Consider the following 17,366-nt stretch of genomic DNA (forward strand, 5'->3'; position numbering starts at 1 on the left):
GATGTCGCTGGTGGACGAACTGATCGCCGGCATCATGCGCGGGCCGGACGGGTTCGGGGATGCGTTGCGGAAAGTGCTCAGCCAGGATCTGGAGATGAGCGTGAACGGGTTCTGTTCCAAGACAGGCATCTCGCCAAGCACCATATACAAGATCCTGCAGGAGCGGAGAGAGCCCAATCTGCGCACGGTGAGGAGCGTCATGCGCGCGGTGCGCCAGATAGAGAAGACCCCCCAAGGACCGTTCGTGGCCATCATCGCCGCCCGGGGCGTGCTCAACCGCATCGAGGAACGCATCGTGCAAGTGGGTGACAAGACCCTGCGCGTCAAGGAGTACCCGGCGCAGACCATGGAGGAAGCGATAATCGCCGCAGTGCTGGCGGAGCGCGATGGAGCGTTGGCGGTGGTGTGCGCGCCAATCATCGCTCCGACGATTGAGAAGATACTGACCATACCGGTATCGGTGGTCATCCCTCGAGACTCGGTGCTCAGGGCGATCGAAATCGCGGCGAAGAAGGCGCTCTAGGTCTTCTGCGGATTGGAAACGACCTCGCTTTCCAGCTCAGCTAGTATTCTCTTTCGCAGCGCCGCGAATTCGACTGAGGCCCGATCCCGCGGCCGTTCCCAGGTGATGGGGAATACTTCTTTGATCGTTCCAGGTCGCGCGGTCATGATGACGAGGCGGTCCGCCAAGAAGCAGGCCTCATCTACGGAATGGGTGATGAAGATCACGGTCTTCTTCGTTTCCTTCCAGATACGCAGCAATTCCTTCTGCATCAGATTGCGTGTCTGGGCGTCCAGGGCTCCGAACGGTTCATCCATAAGCAGGACCTTGGGGTCATTGGCCAGAGCGCGTGCGATTCCGACTCTTTGCTTCATGCCGCCAGATAATTCGTGTGGATGAGAGTCTTCAAATCCTTTCAATCCAACCAACGTAATATATTCGTCCGAGATGCGCTTCTTTTCCGCGTTCGGCATCTTCCTGATCTCCAGCCCGAACTCGATATTGTGACGCACCGTTCTCCAGGGAAAGAGAGCAAATTCCTGGAAGACCACGCCTCTTTCCGATCCAGGTCCCATGATCTCCCTGCCATCGAGCTGCAAGGACCCCGATGTCTTCGTTTCAAGACCCGCAACAATTCGAAGCAAGGTGGTCTTGCCGCAGCCTGACGGCCCCAACACGCAGACGAATTCCCTATCCTTGATCTCCAGGTTGAAATCCTCTATCGCCACTAATTCTCCTTCTTCTTTGGGGAATTTCTTGACCAGATTGGTGATCTTGAGCGTCACTTCACACCCATCCTGCGGTTGAGCTTGTTCTCGACATAGCGGCTCGCCCCTACCGTTACCAGACCGAGCAAGGCAATCATCACCATGCCCGCGTACATGTAGTCGAACCTACCGATGTCCTTCATGAAATTGATGTAAAATCCTATGCCCCCGCCGACGGCCCCGATCATTTCCGCGGCCACGATGCACATCCATCCGATCCCGAGGCCGATGGTGATGCCAGCCATGATGAACGGGATGGTATAGGGAAGAATTACCTTGGTGAACAGCTGGAGACGATTGGCCCCCATGGTCTTCGCGGCGTCGATCAAGGGCTTGTCCACCGACTTCACTCCGAAAACGATGTTCGAGAGAAGGGGGAACAGCACGCCCAGGAAGATGACCACGACCGGTCCCCAGAACAGGCCGAAGATCAGGAGGAATACTGGCACCCAGGCTATCGGTGGGATGGGCCGAAAGACCTCCACGATGGGATTGATGAACAACTGGGCCAGTTTGAAATAGCCCATGACCAGGCCCAATGGCAATGCCAGAAGGAATGCCATCACGAACCCTATGCCGAACCTTCCCAGGGAAGCGAAGGTGTTGTCCCACATGGTCGTGCCCAGGGATATGTCCTCGTGCGTGAAGGAATTGAAGAAGGCCACCGCCACCTTGTCGGGAGGTGGGATGTAGGCCAGGTTGGAGTAGATGGAAATAGCGAACCAGGCCGCAATGAAGGCGATCAAAGAGGCGATGGTGATGAGGACGGTCTTCGAATCAGCTATCAGCCTATCCCTGGATATTAATCCCAGTACCTTGCCGCTAGCTCTCACCATCTCTCACCGAATGAAAGTAAAGGATAAAAAAGGGTTTGTCGGCGTTTAGGTCCCCATCAGCTTCACCTGGTAACCGTTCTGGGTTGCATAGTACAGCAGTAATAGGTGCTGTATCGAGGTCGGACCTGGAGTCGCGACCAGCTTGCCGTTGAGGTCTGCCAAGGTTGTGAGCGGAGCCCTTGCCACCATGGCTGAGCCCTCCATGTTGACCAGCGAAACGATCTCAATCTGGGTACCGACGTTTATGCGTTTCAGGATGGTCGGCGGTGACCCAAGATAGCCCATGTCAATCTGGTTGGCTGCCACCGCATCCATGACCGCGCCTCCCGCCGCAAATGGGGCCGCGCTTCCGGACACGTCAATGCCGTACCTCTCGAACAAGGTCTCGCCACCCCACAGAGAGGCGTTCATGGCGATAACCCTGGCAAATTGGTGCAGGTCGCCATTCAGGTAGCCAAGCCTCACTGATCCTAGTGTGGATGAGCTTGGGGTTACCTCTAAGGCCTTCGTCAAGTACGAGGTGTTCACGATCCCGTTGACGAAGTTGGTGACATTGGAGTAGCCACCCAATCCCGTTATTTGGCCTAGGTCGGCGAATTCCACGGTGAAATTCTTGAGGCCTTCCTTGGTAGAATCGGTCATCTGGGTTCCATACTTCATGTGACCAAGCGCCTGCTGGACCACCGTCGTGTTGACATTCGCGAACTGGGCCCCAGTCGCCAGCATGGCCGTATAGTTCGTTCCAGAGCCTTCTTGGATGGTCTTCAGGATCCAAGCCGTGGCATCCATATGCGCCCTGACGACCCTAGCGACCAGATCCTGATTCGCTGGATTGTTGTCGACAAAGCTCTTCTTCACGATCAGAACGCAGCACGGATGGTTGGGCCATACTTGGCCGGACCAGATCACCGAATTCGCAGTGCCATCTGAGATAGCAGCCGAACAATAGGGTTCCCAACCGACCGCTCCATCGATCGTCCCTGCCTGCAAGGCTGCTTTCTGGTTGATCGGCGCGACGGTGGTCCAATAGATGACCTTTCTTCCCTCTTCCTCCGGCTGAGACAAGAGGACTGCGCCGATTCCAGCGACGACGATGATGGCGACGACTGCGATTACAGCGACAATCTTGGTGTTCTTTTCCATCTGTACACCTTGCCCTTTGTACGATGGCATGATATAAATGCCTTTTCCCTCACTAGGAGAAATGTGTCCCAATTGTACACATTACCGTTCGAAGTGCCCGCCTCAGGTAAGCGTTCCCAAACGGTGTTTGGTCCAAAGGCCTGAGTCTCCGTCAAGTCGAGATCCCGTTGGGCCCCGATCCAACCCAAGAGCTCTCCCGTCGGTCGGGCATTGGTTCCAACGTTCCCAATCCGGTGCTCGGGAGAAAGCAGCCTACGTGAGTGCGTCGCCGTGCATCAGACTGGAGACCAAATAATCTGTGTCAATTGGCATTGAAGTCAATCCCACTTCGGGATCTGCTCACTGGGCGAAGGAAACCGAATTAATGTTTTGAGGCTAAGTCATGAAGCAGAAAAGGTACCCTGCAACGAACATGCTTCCGACGAGGCCTGACGATCTAGCATGCTCCTGCTACAGAAAAAACTAGATATGATTTAAAATCATCAATCCTGCCGATAATATGTTCGAGCTCCAAGTGGTGAGCAGTACACCGCTCACTCCGCTGGACGACGCGGACGATGTGGCGTTGCAGTTCCTGGTCATGATCGGCTACCTGCCAAAGGGCTATGATCCGAAGACCGAGGCGGACAACGTGCAGGAGAGCATCCCCTACCGGCTGTTCGTGGAATGCTTCCTGGGCAACCTGAAACGAGCATGGACGGTGGAAGAGCTGGCGGCCAAGCTGAGGACCACCAAGCCCACCATCTACCGGCACCTGAACAAGCTCAAGGGCATCGACATCCTGGAGGAAGTGGACGTGCAGAAGGGGGGCGAACGCAAGAAAGGCTATCGCATTCGCTATGGAGACTTGTCAAAGGCCTGGAACTTCACCGAGGCCAACGTGGAGATGGCCATGGACTCCTACCGGAAGACGGTGGACCATCTGCAGAAGATCATCGAGGGGGGGAAGTGATGGCCTCGGCCAAACCCGGGTCCGGAGAGGAGATCATCACTCTGACCAAAGGCTCACACTACAGGGTCGTAAGTCGAGGAAGCGGTCCGGAGCCAATTGTCACCGTAGGTGTGTTCAGAGGCTACACCCAATTCGGCAACGATTCCGCTTTGAGCATGGAGCTCGAGTCCGAGAAGGACGGACCGTCGCCTATGGTAAGGATCCTGCCATGCCTAACGGTCTTGGCGATCGACGTCCTCTCCTTCAAGCCGGAAGATAAGGAGAAGGAGAAGAAGAAAGAGGCCGACGGCTACATCGGATGAATCGGTGGAGACTTGGCAAAGTACCTTGGCCTGGACGAATGGAAGTGGTACGCACTTCTCTCCATCGCCTCGTTGCTCGTCGGGATCATAGGCTTGCTCCTCGGAAACGGGACGGTCGCAGCAGCGGGCGGCATCGTCCTCCTCTTCAGCATCTTCGGCGTGGCCTATGGTCTGTTCAAGGAACGTCCATCATGACACTTCCATCGTCAGAATGATAAGCAAGGGGAGCATGGCGAGAACGTGGACTTCCACGACCGGCTCTTGGAAGCGATAGCCAAGGGCGAGATCAAGGACAAGGCGTCGCTGCAGCGCAGGAAGATCGAGCTCTGCCGCGAACTCCATCTTGTGACGCTCCCTCCCAACTCCGAGACGCTGGCGCGCGCATCGCCGGAGCTTCTGCCTCTGGTCAAGGAGATATTGCGCCGCAAGCCGGTGCGAACGCTCAGTGGGGTGGCGGTGGTGGCGGTGATGACCTCCCCTGCCACCTGTCCTCACGGCCGCTGCTCATATTGCCCGGGCGGAGTGGAGAACAGCTCCCCCCAATCCTACACTGGCAAGGAGCCAGCCGCGCGCAGGGCCATCGCCAACCACTTCGAACCTAACCGCCAGGTGAGCAAGCGTATCGAGCAGCTGGAGGCCATCGGCCACGCTACGGACAAGATCGACCTCATCGTCATGGGAGGCACCTTCACCTCCCGCTCCCTGGACTATCAGGAATGGTTCGTCAAGGGCTGTTTCGACGCTTTGAACGAGAGGGACTCGCTCGATCTGCCGGCGGCGCACTCTCTGAACGAGAACGCGCCGCACCGCTGCATCGGGATGACAGTGGAGACGAGGCCAGACTACTTCGTCGAGGAAATGGCAGAGCATTGCATGTCCCTTGGCACCACGCGGGTGGAGTTCGGAGTGCAGATACTGGATGATGAGATACTGCGCGGAGTGGACCGGGGGCACGGAGTGAAAGAGGTGGTGGAGGCGACCCGCGTGGCCAAGGAGCACGGGCTGAAGGTCTGCTACCACCTGATGCCAGGGCTTCCCGGTTCAGACGCGAAGAAAGACATCGAGTCCTTCCAGCTGATCTTCCAGGACGAGCGGTTCCGCCCGGACATGCTCAAGATCTATCCCACCCTAGTGGTCAAAGGCACCCCTCTCTATGACAGATGGACCAAGGGCGAATACGTGCCATATACCACCGCCCAGGCGGCGGAGGTGGTGGCGGAGATGAAAGCCCTGGTGCCGAAGTGGGTGCGCATTCAGCGCATCCAGCGGGACATACCGGTGCAGCTGATTGAGGCGGGCGTGGACAAATCGCATCTGCGGGAGATCGCCAAGGCCAAGTTGCGTTCCGAAGGGCGCCGGTGCCATTGCGTCCGCTGCCGTGAGGTGGGGCTGAACCGGGTGCCACCGGGAAGGATGGGCGAGGCGGAGCTGAGGGTGGAGGAATACCAGGCATCCGGGGGAAAGGAGCATTTTATCGCATTCGAGCTGTCGGAGCAGGACTACCTGGTCGGCTACGCCAGGCTTCGTATCAACGCCGATGGCCAGGAAGCCCACTTGCGAGAGCTCAAAGTGTTCGGGCAGATGGCGCAGTTCGGAAAGCCAGCGGGAGGGTGGCAACATCGCGGTTTCGGCAAGGACCTGGTGGCGGAGGCCGAATCCCGAGCTAAGGACGCTGGCTGCTCGGTAATAAAGGTCACCAGCGGCGTGGGCGCGAGACTCTACTACGAAGCGATGGGCTATTCGCGAGACATCCCGTACATGAGCAAACCCCTCGATGCCAGATAATTACTTAATCGCGCCCGCATATTATTCCCGGGGTTCAAGATTGGCTTGCGTGGCCTGCGGTGCGGAGACGAGACCGGGCGTGCTCATGTGCTCGAGATGCCTTGGTTCGCTGGACGATCCTCTCTCCCTCGTCCCGAGAATGCAGGATCCGACCGCCGATTCCAGGCTCTTCCACCGGGGCTCGCTCATCATCCGCATCGGCCCGGTGGCGGGCGAGGATGTGGAGCTGGGGCGAGGGGTGGAGCCGGCTTTGAGACTGCGCTCGCTTCTCGAGAAGAAGGACGAGATCGCTCTGGGAGCGTTCGTGGATAAGTATCTGGCTGGGGCGGGGGTCGGGCTGCATCTTTGGGGCGACGAGCGACTGCCGAAGCGCTCCCTGGTCTGGAACGTGGTCTCTTCCATCAAGGGCGGAGAGGGAAGCGGCCAGGCCTGGGGCCGGGCCAGCCTTAGGATCGGTAATGTCCATTCGCTGATCGTGAAGAACGCTGCCCCATTGCCGGTGGACGGCCAGTGGCTGTCGAACTTCTTGATTTATCATACAAGAGAGGCGGAGAAGGCCTACGCCAGGGGAAGGCAGGTGACGGAGCTGTCGTCCATCGCCGATTCCGACCTGGCCATGCTGCGCCTCTTCTCTGGCAAAGGAGAGGAGGCGCTGGGACTGCTCGAGCCTATGTCCGATGCCAGCGATCCTATGAACATGCCTTTCATCATCAAGAGGGCCGTGGTCCTCGAGATTCTAGGCAGAAAAGATGAGGCTTTGGCGGAACTGGCAAAGGTGCCCACCGAACGCATGGACCGCCGGGCGTTGGCGCTCAAGCTGAGACTGGAGGATGCCCGATGACGCCGGACGAGGGCATGGAGAGCAGGTTCGATGCGCGGATAGTCAAGGCGCTGCGCGATTTGGATGCGGATGCCTTTCGCTCCTTCATGGTCCACTTGGTCTCGGAGATGGGGCTGAAGGTCACCGGAGCGGTGACGGTCGACGAGGTCGCCGTATTGGAGGCGGAGCGCGAGGATTCGAAATACCTGATCATGGCCTCCCGTCGACCGGAGCACGCCTCCACCGCGGGGCTGAAGCTGGTGCGGGAGCGAGCCATGTTGGAGGGAAGGCTGCCGGTTCTCATGGTCACTTCTCGCATGGACGAGGAAGCACAGCAGGAAGCTGGAAAGTTGGAGGTGTCCGCGGCCGATCGTTCGAAGCTCCTGCTCCTGCTCAAGAAGTACGAGCTCACCGCCCCCCTGCTGAAGGAGATCGACCGCAAGATCCTGGAGAAAGAAGGGAATCGCTTTCTGCCATCCATAGGACGCTTCGACGGCCTCATGCAGACCGCCGAGGACGCCATGAAACAGGAACGCTACCAGGATGCGCTCTCCGAGCTGGACCGGGCGTTGGAGCTGAAGCCGGAGCACGACCTGGCCTGGAGGATGAGGGCCCAATCCTACCTGGCGCTGGGGAAGACCGAGCTTGCTTTGGAGGCCATCCGGCAGGCCATCAACATCCGCGACAACGATGCCTGGTCCTGGTATTTGCTGGGCGTCATCCTGGACCAGCTGGGTCGGAACGTGGAGGAGCTCGGGGCCTATGAGAAAGCGCTCAAGCAATTCCCGAGGATGCCCGCCGCCATGCTGAACAAGGCGGCCACCCTCTTCGCAATGAACCGGAAGGCGGAGGCGCTCCAAGTGCTGGACGACATGGTGCGTTTCTATCCCAACGATCCGCAGGCGCAGCTCAACCGTGGCATCGTGCTCCATTCCATGGGCAAGAGCAAGGAGGCGCTCGAGTCCTTCGAGAGCGTGTCCGTCCGAGATCCCGGCAACGTGCAGGCCTTGGTCTATCGCGCAACAGCGTTGGAGGAGATGGGCCACCTGAACCAGGCGGTGGACGCCTGGAAGGAGGCGGTGCAGGTGGAGCGGCGGCGGGCGGACCTCTGGCTCAGGCTGGGCGAAGCGCAAAGGGCCGCAGGCATGATAGACGATGCGGCCAAGAGCTTCAGCGTCTCCGCCACCCTGGACCCTTCCTTGGATGGGGCGGTGCGGCAGCGGGACGATGCCATGGAGGCCACCGGTCTGCTCCGTCCGCAAGAACCATCGATGAGCAAGGAGGACACCCTGGTGCGCAAGTACCTGGACTCGGCCCTTCTCCTGCAGGCGATAGGCGAACACGATGAAGCGCTGCGGGAAGCGGACCGTTGCATGTCCTTCGAGCCCCGGGCCGCGGAGGCGTTCGTTCGGAAAGCGAGCGTGCTCATGGACATGGGGCGCATCGAAGAGGCGATTGCCTCGCTGACCACGGCAGTGCTGGAAGGGGCGCGGACGGAAGAGGTGCTGCTGGACCTTGAGTCCCTGACTTACAAGCTTGGTCGGAAGGAAGAGGCGTTGCGCATGCTCGCCAACGCACCTCCCTCGAACGAGGTGATGGTGCGCCGCTGCTTGAACGAGCTTGATCTAGGTCGGGCGGAGGCGGCGCTGCGGCATCTGCCAGAGAGAGGCGAGGAGGTGTACGCCGTCGCTTTGGCGCGGGCATTGGCCCTGGCAGGCTATCGTCGTCACGCGGACGCGGTGGAGGTGCTGCGATCTCTCAATGACAGATTCCCCGCTTCCCCGCACCTGATGAACGCGCTGGGCGTGGGCCTGAGATTCGGCGGGCAGCTGGAAGAGGCAGAAAGGGTGCTGCACCGGGCGGTGGAGACGGAACCGCAGCACTCCGACGCCTGGAACAACCTGGGCTGCGTGCATTATCTCCAGGGAGCGTACGATGAGGCCGATAGGTGCTTGAAGGAAGCGGTCCTTATCGATCGCCGGCCGCAGTTCCTGCTCAACCTGGGTATGTGCCAGTTGGGGCGAGACGATCTTCCGGGAGCGGAGACATCCTTCGAAGCGGCGATGCAGCTTGAGCCCGGGGCGGAAGCGCTCAACGGCATGGGTATCATGGCAGAGAGGAGAAAGGAGAACGCCCGCGCTCTCGAGCTGTACGAGGCGGCGCTCAAGAGAAGACCGGAATTCCGAGACGCGCAGTACAACCGTGCCCGGGTCAGGATGATCTTGAAAGGAGAATGAGGGCCGGCCTTTTCGGCCGGCGAAGAGAATCAATGGACGATGTTCATGACCACGACGTCGCGCACCGCGTTCATCTCGCTGAAGGGCAGGATGAGGCGGCCCTGGGCATCGGTGCGGAACAGCCTGGTCTCGATCTCCTCGGCCGGGACGACCAGGACGTGTTGTATCTCGCCCGAGCTCGTGTCCACGACGAAGTTCTCGATCATTCCCAGGATCTGACCATCGTTCGTCATCACCGTCTTGCCCTTCAATTCCGTGATAAATTTCCTCATCAGAGTGATCCCCCCAGCATGTCGGTTGGTTGGAGTTATGAATGGTTTGTCCGTATTTAGAAGCTTTGGCTTTTGCGAGACCGGGAATAAGAGCCGAAGGATCTCCATCAGCAGGTCGGATGAGCGATCTGCCTAGCGGTACATGCCCATTTCATCTTTGCCGACTCGGGCCTTCTCCAGCGCCTTGCCGATGCTCTCGTACTGCTTCATGATGTTCTTGTCCACCGAGGGCGTGATGATCTTGAGCGCGGCCTCGAAGTGCCTCATCTCCACTATGTCCGCGTCCCGATTCTCGCGCAGCGCGATCATGGCCGCCTCCCGGCACAGATTCTCCAGGTCCGCGCCCACGAAGCCATCCGTCTTGGCCGCCAGCTCCTTCAGCTCCACATTGCGAATGGGCATGGCCTTGGTGTGCACGCTCAAGATGCTGAGCCTCGCCCCCTCGTCCGGCACGGGGATGAGCACCAGGCGGTCGAAGCGGCCTGGCCGAAGAAGCGCCGGGTCGACAAGGTCCGGTCGGTTCGTGGCGGCGATGACCGTCACCTTCCCCAACGATTCCAGACCATCCATGGATGTGAGCAACTGGTTCACCACCCGCTCGGTCACGCTGGAGTCCGAGCCTCCTCCCCTGCGGGGGGCGATGGCGTCGATCTCGTCCAGGAAGACGATGGCCGGAGCGACCTGTTTGGCTTTCTTGAACGCCTGCCTTACCGCCTTCTCAGATTCACCCACCCACTTGCTCATTATCTCCGGACCCTTGATGGAAATGAAGTTGGCCTTGGATTCGGTGGCTACGGCCTTGGCGAGCAGGGTCTTGCCCGTGCCCGGAGGACCATAGAGAAGTATTCCCCTGGCCGGCCGGATGCCCATGCGCTTGAAAGCGGCCGAGTTCTCCAAAGGCATCTCAATCATCTCCCGCAGTTGGCGCTTGACGTCTTCCAGACCGCCAACATCGTCCCAGGCGACCTTTGGTATCTCCACCAGCACCTCGCGCATGGCGCTCGGCTCCAGCTCTCTCAGGGCATCGGAGAAGTCGCTCGCCGTCACCCTGACCCGCTCAAGTATCTCCCCTGGTATGGGCTTACCCAGATCAAACTCTGGGACATATCGAGAAAGGCACTTCATGGCCGATTCCCGCGCCAGGGCCATGAGGTCCGCGCCCACGAATCCGTGAGTAACAGAAGCCAGCTCGTCCAGGGACACATCCTCGGCCAGGGGCATGCCGCGGGTGTGTATTTCCAGGATCTCCTTCCTCCCTTCCCTGCTCGGCACACCTATCTCGATCTCCCTATCGAAGCGCCCTGGCCTTCGCAGCGCCGGGTCGATGGCCTCATCCCGGTTCGTCGCCCCGATGACGATGACCTGCCCTCTCCCCACCATGCCGTCCATGAGGGTGAGCAGTTGGGCCACCACTCGGCGCTCCACCTCCCCGTGCACGTCCTCCCTCTTGGGCGCGATAGAATCGATCTCATCGATGAAGATGATGGAAGGCGCATTCTTCTCCGCTTCCTCGAACTTCTCTCTCAGCTTCTCCTCGCTCTGGCCATAGTACTTGGAGATGATCTCCGGCCCCTGGATGGAGAAGAACTGCGCTCCCGCTTCGTTGGCCACCGCCTTCGCGATGAGCGTCTTGCCCGTTCCCGGAGGTCCGTACAACAGCACTCCCTTGGGCGGGTCGATGCCTAATCGGTCGAACAGCTCCGGATGCTTGAGAGGCAGCTCGATCATCTCCCGCACCCGCTGTAACTGCTCTTCCAGACCGCCGACGTCGTCGTATGTGACCGAGGGCGAGACGGCCTCCTTGGCCTCCATGGCCTCGGTCTTGACGTTGAGCTCTGTCTGCTCTCCGACCAGCACCACGCCGTTCGGCTGGGTGCTGATGACCACGAAGGGCAGGAAGCCGCCCATGAGCGCGATGTTGGGGATGAAGAACTCGTCCCCCTTGACCAACGGTCGATTGGTCAGGCCTTTCTTGAACAGTTCCTCCACCCCCGCTCCGAAGCGCAGGTGCTTGCCTTGCGGTATCTTCGGCGCGACCACGATCTTCATTGCTGGCTGAGGATCTGCCTTTGTCACCGAGACCTTCTCACCGATGCTAACGCCCGCGTTGGAGCGGATCATGCCGTCGATGCGGATGATGCTCTTGCTCTCATCCTCCTGCGCCGCGCGGAAGACCTTGGCCGCCGTGGAGCGCTTGCCGACGATCTCGATGACGTCGCCGACCTCCACGCTCAGTTCCTTGCGCGTCTTGGCGTCGATGCGCGCTCTGCCAAATCCGACCTCGGACTGGTGCTGGGCCCGGGCGACCCTAAGGGTGATTGTCTCCATCATTCCTTTCCCGTCGGGAAAAACGACTGGAGGGGAGATAAAGCTTCTTAGAGGCCAGGAAGAAGGGAAATGTTATTGTGACCCGGGACCGTACGGCAAGGCATGCGCTTTGCGCCGGAGTGCGTGCCCTGCTTGTTGAACCGCGTGTTGTACGAGGTGCAACTGGTCGCCCCTGACAGAGGGGAGGAGGCCATGATCGCTTCCCTGGCCATACTTGACATGTACTACAAGAGGGGAATGAACTCCGCTGCCTTGGCGACGCATGTGCATCGTGCCGCCTACGACATCGCAGGTTCAAAGGATCCATACGAAGAGCTTAAGCGACGTAGCGACGAGACCGCGGAGAAGGTCTATCCAAGAGCATTGAAGCTGATCGAAAAGGCGGAGGATCGGCTGGAGGCTGCGACCGTCTGTGCCATCGCCGGCAACGTGCTGGACTTCGGCATCGAGGTTGGTATCGAGACCCCGGAACAGCTGGAGCGAAGCTTCCAGACGCTAGTGGCCGAAGGCCTGGCGGTGAACGATCTCGCCCAGGTAAGGGAGTTGCTGCGACGCTCCAAGAAGGTGCTCTACCTTCTGGACAACTGCGGAGAATCGGTTTTCGACCGCCTGCTGGTGCGGGAGATCAAGCGCTTCGGCGTGCGCGTCATAGGGGTGGTAAAGGGCGAACCGATCCTTACCGACGTCACGATGGAGGACGCGAAGAGAGCGCACCTGGACCGGGAATTCGACGAGATCCTGTCCACCGGGCAGTTCGCCGTCGGACTGGACATCGATCGGGTGGGGGACAGGCTGGCGGAAGAGCTTCGTTCCGCCGACCTGATCATCGCCAAGGGCATGGCCAACTTCGAGGCGCTCTCCGACGAGGAACTGGGCCCGATCCTCTACCTCATGAAGGCCAAGTGCTCACCGGTCGCCCGGGCCATAGGCGCCAAGCGCAACGACAACGTGGCTCGCCTCGCGCTTTGAGCTCCGCACCTCACACTTTAAATACGAACGCCAGGATTCGTCGCTAGGGTTTCTCGCTATGATCCACGGCGTGGGACAAGCGGTGGTGCTGGTGGGCGGAGAGGGGACGAGGCTCCGTCCCTTGACCAACCGGCGCCCCAAGCCTCTGCTGCCGGTCCTCGGGCGACCGTGCGTCGAGTATTCGTTGCGCTCGCTTTCCTCTGCTGGTATCGGCCGTGTCTTCCTTGCTTGTAGCTACCATTCTGATGCGGTCTTGAACGCCCTCGGTGACGGCAGCGAAATGGGCTTGAACATGACCTACGCCTTCGAAGAGCAACCCATGGGCACGGCGGGAGCGGTCAAGCTGCTGGAGAAGAGGCTCGACCGCACCTTCGTCGTGGTCATGGGCGACACCTTGATGGACATCGATCTGGAGGCGGTCATCCGATCGCATCATGAGAACGGAGCAATGGTGACCATTGCCTTGACGGAAGTGGACAGGCCGACGGAGTTCGGCATCGTCGGTCTGGACGAGAACGATCGCATAGTCCGCTTCAAAGAGAAGCCACATCCCAACGAGGTGTTCTCCAATCTCATCAATGCCGGCGTGTACGTCATCGAGAGGGATGCGTTCTCCCACGTTCCAGACGGCACGAAGTTCGATTTCTCCAAGAACCTCTTCCCCAGACTGCTGGAGGCGGGGCATCCCTTATTCGGCTCCAGGTTGAAGGGCATGTGGAAGGACATCGGACGACCTCAGGATCTTCTAGAGGCGAACATAAGTATGGCGGAGAGACGAGGCGTGGATATGACCATCGAAGGCGCGGATGTGCGAGGAAAGGTCGTCGCCTCGGAGCTGCGAGCGAAAGGCGCAAAGATACGAGGCCCCGCCTTCTTTGGGAAAGGAGTGGTGCTCGGCAACGGTTCGTGGCTCACCGAATGCGCTATCGGCGAGAGCACGCAGGTGGGAGAACGGGCGCATATAGAACGGTCCTTGGTCCTCTCGAAGGCGTTCATCGGTCCCGGAGCGAAGCTCGAGGGCTGCGTGGTCGGCGATGCCTGTGTGGTCGGTGAAGGAGCGGTGCTGAGCGACTGCATCCTGGGGGACGAGGTCAGGGTGCGGCCCGGAGAGAGCCTGAAAGGCATCACGCTGGAGTGAGCGGTCCACCGTTCCCTAGAAATACTCCCTCGGTAATCGGCGGGCATGAGGTTCAAGGTCGACGTGTATGAGCAGCTGCTCATACTGTCCAGCATCTTGTGGGGCACGTCCTTCGTGGCCTCCAAGATCGGCGTGGGCCACGTCGACCCGTTCTACTTCGGCATGATGCGGTGGGTCATCGGGGCGGAGCTGCTTTTGCTCATAGCCTTCCTCACCAAGAAGTTCAGACCGGAGATCTTCCGCAACAAGCTGATCTGGGGGATCGGACTGATTAATGCCGTGGGCCTCACACTGCAGAACGTGGGTATGACCCAGACCACCGCCACCAACACCGTGCTTCTGGTGGACATCAACGTGGTCTTTGTGGTCATCATCTCCTACTTCGTTCTGGCGGAGAAGATTACCCGGTACACCGTCTACGGCCTATTGTTTGGCCTAGTGGGTGTGGGGTTCGTCTCCACTGGAGGCGATCTGAGCCAGTTGACCCAAGGCAGTTTTGTCGGCAACATCCTGGTCTTTGGCGCAGGAGTGGTGTGGGCCTTCTACATCGTCTTCCAGAAGAAGTTGGTGGGGCCCAGGACCGAACCGCTGATGATTTCTGCCGCGGTCGTGACCTCCACGGCCATCTTCTCCATACCCATTGCTTTGTTGTTCACCACCAACTACGCGCTTGATCTGGCGGGCTCCGCCGTCATGGTGTACCTAGGTACTGTATGTACGGGGGGCGCCTGGCTCCTCTATATCATGGGGCTGAGAGGGAAAGGCGCGACCGAGTCCTCCATCATCCTACTGCTGGAGATCGTCTTCGCAATGGTGTTCGCTTACCTCGTTCTGAGCGAGATGCCAGGCTGGCCGACCGCCATTGGAGGCGTGTTCATCGTGCTCTCAATCCTCTTCGTGAGCGCCAGGCCAAACGGCAACGAAAGAGAGAACAAAGGAGATTGAGGTCACTTCAGGAGGAGCTCCTGGGCTCGGTCCCTTTGGTCGACCCCTATAGCCACCTGGACCTCTGAGGTCTTGGGGCCTAGTATGAACAGACTCTCGATGTTGATCCCCGCCCGTGCAAGTCTCTTCGTCAACTTCGCCAGCTCTCCAGGCTTGTCGGACATGGAGATCACCACGATGTCGCGCTCGACGAAGTCCATGCCGCTACTGGTCAGCACCCTTCGGGCGCTGGCCTCATCGTCCGTGATCACGCGGATGATGCCCGGGTTGCCGCCCAGGTCCGTTGATATCCCGCGGATGTTCACGGCGTTCTTGGCCAATACCTCAGCAAGCCGAGCGACTTCACCAGGCTTGTTCGTCACGCAGACCTCGAACTGCCTCATGCATTCCCCCAATCACATTGGCGGCGCTTAGTAGAAATATGTTGCGACTAGTGAGCAATGAGGCCGGAATGATTGCGAATTTCGAATAGCGACTACGGTTTTGCTGGCGAATTGCCCATCATCAATGCGACTGCGAATATCGCCACCAAGATAAGCAGACCGAGCACGCGCCCCGCCCGGTTGATGAAGAAGAACTCGAAGGAGAAGCTCGCCAGCTTTCCGAAGGCACCGCACTGCCTCATCACCGAGAGTACGATGTCAGAGCTGAGTTTGGAGTGGCCGCTGGCCCTGTCCCCGAAGGTGAAGCCGACCTCGCGCACATCCGTACCCCGAGGGCAGGACTTGAGGATGTCGAAGAGCACCTTGAAGCCCTTCTTTTCGAACCTCATACCCTTGCGCTGGATGACCTCGCGTACCATTTCGGTGCGACCGCCGAAGAACCCGCTCATGAGGTCTGCTGATCGAGGTCGTCTCCTGAACCATAGGTAAGTAGAGGCTAGCTTGTGCGCCCCCCAGGACGCCACCTTGCGGGAGAAGTGCAGCGGGCCCATGCCATGTCGCACGCCGACTACCAGATTGGCACCCTGCCTCATTTCCCAGTAGAGGTTCTCCACAGAAGCGGGAGGGTGCTGGAAGTCGGCATCCATGACAACGAAGAACTCCGTCTCCACGCTAGCGATGCCCTCCATGACCGAGGCGGTCAATCCCTTCTTGGAGATGTCCCGCTCTATCAGGCGGAGCCCTGGATAAGACGCCATCATCTCTGAAACGGCCGCACCGGTCCCATCTTGTGACGAATCGTCCACCACTACGACATGGGCCCCGGGACAAATGCGGAAGACCTCAGGTACCATGCGCTGGATGTTCTCCACTTCGTTGTAAGTGGGCAGAACTACCGTTAGGTCGGCGAACCCCTCCCTCGCCTTCTGAACCATTCCCATTCCCAACAAAAAAGCCCGTGTTAGTATATATCCCTTGTGGGATGGGACGGGCGCCTGCGAGGCGCGGGACGCCATCCGACCGTCTCTCAAACGAGCGCCCGGTGTATATGTCCTCGGCCATAGCACCTTAAAATATCGCCGGGGGATATGCACAGGGTTCGAGCATGCCTTCGGTGTCGTTGGGCGTGTGCGCGTACAACGAAGAAAGGAACGTGCGCGCCTGCCTGGAGTCGATCTCTTCGCAAGCGCTTCAGGGCTTTGAGCTCGTCGAGGTGCTGGTGATCTCCAGCGGCAGCACCGACCGCACCAACCAGTACGTGATGGAATACGAAGCGGTAGATGCCAAGGCGAAGCTGCACGTGCAGGAAGAGAGGAAGGGTAAGAACTCCGCCATCAACCTCTTCCTGCGACTGGCGAAGGCCGACATCCTGGTCCTGGCGAACGCCGATAACCGTCTTGAGCCCGGAGCTTTGCAGGCACTTCTCGAACCATTCCTCGACAAAAGCGTCGGCATGACCGGCGGCCACCCCGTCCCCGTCAATCCAAAGGACAAGTTCACCGGTTTCGCGGTGCACATGCTCTGGGACATGCATCACCGGGTGGCGCTCATCCATCCCAAGGTGGGGGAGCTGGTGGCCTTCCGCGATCCAGGCATCGAACTGCCCGAAGGAACGCAATCCGACGAGGACATCATCCGCATGGAGCTGGAGAAGCGCGGTCTGCGCACGATCTACGTCCCAGAGGCGATCGTGCACAATCGTGGCCCGGGCGACATCCGAGACTTCCTCAAACAGAGGACGCGCGTCAACATCGGAGAGAGGTATATGCGCAAGTGGTTCGGCTACGAGCTCTCCACCTGGGACGTAGGAACGCTCCTACGTGCCTACACCACCTTCGCCAATGAGAACAAGCACCCTCTACGCATCTTCCTGGCGGTGATCATCGAACTGGGCGCTCGGGTCTACGCCACGGTGCACGTGACCTTCGACAAGGGCGACAAGCCGGTCTGGAGCCAGGTGCGCTCCACTAAGGACCTGGACCGCTAG

18 protein-coding genes are annotated in these 17,366 nt (G+C 59.5%); 11 read left to right on the forward strand and 7 right to left on the reverse strand.

What is annotated here, in order from left to right; translation table 11 throughout:
* Nucleotide 1 precedes the first annotated feature (1 nt).
* Nucleotides 2-523 carry a transcriptional regulator gene (locus NT137_03185; GenBank protein MCX6652341.1) on the forward strand — a complete coding sequence of 174 codons (522 nt, stop codon included), beginning with the start codon at nt 2-4 and terminating at the stop codon, nt 521-523.
* Here the strand turns inward: NT137_03185 and NT137_03190 are convergent.
* Genes NT137_03190 through NT137_03200 form a run of 3 tightly spaced genes read right to left on the reverse strand, consistent with a single transcriptional unit; the run spans nt 520 to nt 3,248 of the window.
* Nucleotides 520-1,287 carry an ABC transporter ATP-binding protein gene (locus tag NT137_03190; GenBank protein MCX6652342.1) on the reverse strand — a complete coding sequence of 256 codons (768 nt, stop codon included), beginning with the start codon at nt 1,285-1,287 and terminating at the stop codon, nt 520-522. The genes NT137_03185 and NT137_03190 overlap by 4 nt on opposite strands.
* Entirely contained in the window at nt 1,284-2,105 is an 822-nt protein-coding gene (locus tag NT137_03195; GenBank protein MCX6652343.1) for an ABC transporter permease, read from the reverse strand. Before NT137_03195 ends, NT137_03190 begins: the two co-directional genes overlap by 4 nt.
* A gap of 45 nt (nt 2,106-2,150) precedes the next feature.
* Complete coding sequence (locus NT137_03200; protein MCX6652344.1) at nt 2,151-3,248, reverse strand: ABC transporter substrate-binding protein; 1,098 nt, start codon at nt 3,246-3,248, stop codon at nt 2,151-2,153.
* Nucleotides 3,249-3,747: 499 nt separating this feature from the next.
* Between NT137_03200 and NT137_03205 the strand changes: the two genes are divergently transcribed.
* Genes NT137_03205 through NT137_03230 form a run of 6 tightly spaced genes read left to right on the forward strand, consistent with a single transcriptional unit; the run spans nt 3,748 to nt 9,344 of the window.
* Nucleotides 3,748-4,200: a helix-turn-helix domain-containing protein gene (locus NT137_03205; protein MCX6652345.1), complete on the forward strand. Its 453-nt coding sequence runs from the start codon at nt 3,748-3,750 to the stop codon at nt 4,198-4,200.
* Nucleotides 4,200-4,502, forward strand: coding sequence for a hypothetical protein (locus tag NT137_03210; protein MCX6652346.1), 303 nt, complete (start codon nt 4,200-4,202; stop codon nt 4,500-4,502). Before NT137_03205 ends, NT137_03210 begins: the two co-directional genes overlap by 1 nt.
* A 12-nt stretch (nt 4,503-4,514) precedes the next feature.
* A complete protein-coding gene (locus NT137_03215) occupies nt 4,515-4,697 on the forward strand; it encodes a hypothetical protein (GenBank protein ID MCX6652347.1) in 183 nt (60 codons plus the stop codon).
* A gap of 45 nt (nt 4,698-4,742) precedes the next feature.
* Nucleotides 4,743-6,287, forward strand: a complete 1,545-nt coding sequence (locus NT137_03220) for a tRNA uridine(34) 5-carboxymethylaminomethyl modification radical SAM/GNAT enzyme Elp3 (GenBank protein MCX6652348.1) — start codon at nt 4,743-4,745, stop codon at nt 6,285-6,287.
* 40 nt (nt 6,288-6,327) lie between these two features.
* Nucleotides 6,328-7,128 (forward strand): hypothetical protein, encoded by an 801-nt coding sequence (locus NT137_03225; GenBank protein ID MCX6652349.1) that lies wholly within the window; start codon nt 6,328-6,330, stop codon nt 7,126-7,128.
* On the forward strand, nt 7,125-9,344 hold the full coding sequence (locus NT137_03230) for a tetratricopeptide repeat protein (protein ID MCX6652350.1): 2,220 nt from the start codon (nt 7,125-7,127) through the stop codon (nt 9,342-9,344). The genes NT137_03225 and NT137_03230 overlap by 4 nt, the downstream gene beginning before the upstream one ends.
* Before the next feature lie 29 nt (nt 9,345-9,373).
* Here NT137_03230 and NT137_03235 read toward each other — a convergent pair whose 3' ends face one another.
* Both NT137_03235 and NT137_03240 read right to left on the reverse strand, forming a co-directional pair.
* Nucleotides 9,374-9,616 carry a PRC-barrel domain-containing protein gene (locus NT137_03235; protein ID MCX6652351.1) on the reverse strand — a complete coding sequence of 81 codons (243 nt, stop codon included), beginning with the start codon at nt 9,614-9,616 and terminating at the stop codon, nt 9,374-9,376.
* 132 nt (nt 9,617-9,748) lie between these two features.
* On the reverse strand, nt 9,749-11,944 hold the full coding sequence (locus NT137_03240; protein ID MCX6652352.1) for a CDC48 family AAA ATPase: 2,196 nt from the start codon (nt 11,942-11,944) through the stop codon (nt 9,749-9,751).
* A 102-nt stretch (nt 11,945-12,046) separates the two neighbouring features.
* Between NT137_03240 and NT137_03245 the strand changes: the two genes are divergently transcribed.
* Genes NT137_03245 through NT137_03255 form a run of 3 tightly spaced genes read left to right on the forward strand, consistent with a single transcriptional unit; the run spans nt 12,047 to nt 14,996 of the window.
* The gene (locus NT137_03245) at nt 12,047-12,913 is read left to right on the forward strand and encodes an ARMT1-like domain-containing protein (protein MCX6652353.1); all 867 of its coding nucleotides are present in this window, start codon (nt 12,047-12,049) and stop codon (nt 12,911-12,913) included.
* Between the two features lie 58 nt (nt 12,914-12,971).
* Nucleotides 12,972-14,051, forward strand: coding sequence for an NDP-sugar synthase (locus NT137_03250; protein MCX6652354.1), 1,080 nt, complete (start codon nt 12,972-12,974; stop codon nt 14,049-14,051).
* Between the two features lie 45 nt (nt 14,052-14,096).
* Nucleotides 14,097-14,996, forward strand: coding sequence for a DMT family transporter (locus NT137_03255; GenBank protein ID MCX6652355.1), 900 nt, complete (start codon nt 14,097-14,099; stop codon nt 14,994-14,996).
* A 2-nt stretch (nt 14,997-14,998) separates the two neighbouring features.
* On the opposite strand, the gene NT137_03260 is transcribed toward NT137_03255, so the two are convergent.
* Both NT137_03260 and NT137_03265 read right to left on the reverse strand, forming a co-directional pair.
* Nucleotides 14,999-15,379 carry an ACT domain-containing protein gene (locus tag NT137_03260; protein MCX6652356.1) on the reverse strand — a complete coding sequence of 127 codons (381 nt, stop codon included), beginning with the start codon at nt 15,377-15,379 and terminating at the stop codon, nt 14,999-15,001.
* A gap of 92 nt (nt 15,380-15,471) precedes the next feature.
* Nucleotides 15,472-16,320, reverse strand: coding sequence for a glycosyltransferase (locus NT137_03265; GenBank protein ID MCX6652357.1), 849 nt, complete (start codon nt 16,318-16,320; stop codon nt 15,472-15,474).
* Between the two features lie 164 nt (nt 16,321-16,484).
* On the opposite strand from NT137_03265, the gene NT137_03270 reads away from it, so the two are divergent.
* A complete protein-coding gene (locus tag NT137_03270) occupies nt 16,485-17,366 on the forward strand; it encodes a glycosyltransferase (protein ID MCX6652358.1) in 882 nt (293 codons plus the stop codon).

It is taken from the genome of Methanomassiliicoccales archaeon (assembly GCA_026394375.1).
In the GTDB taxonomy this organism is placed as follows: domain Archaea; phylum Thermoplasmatota; class Thermoplasmata; order Methanomassiliicoccales; family UBA472; genus JAJRAL01.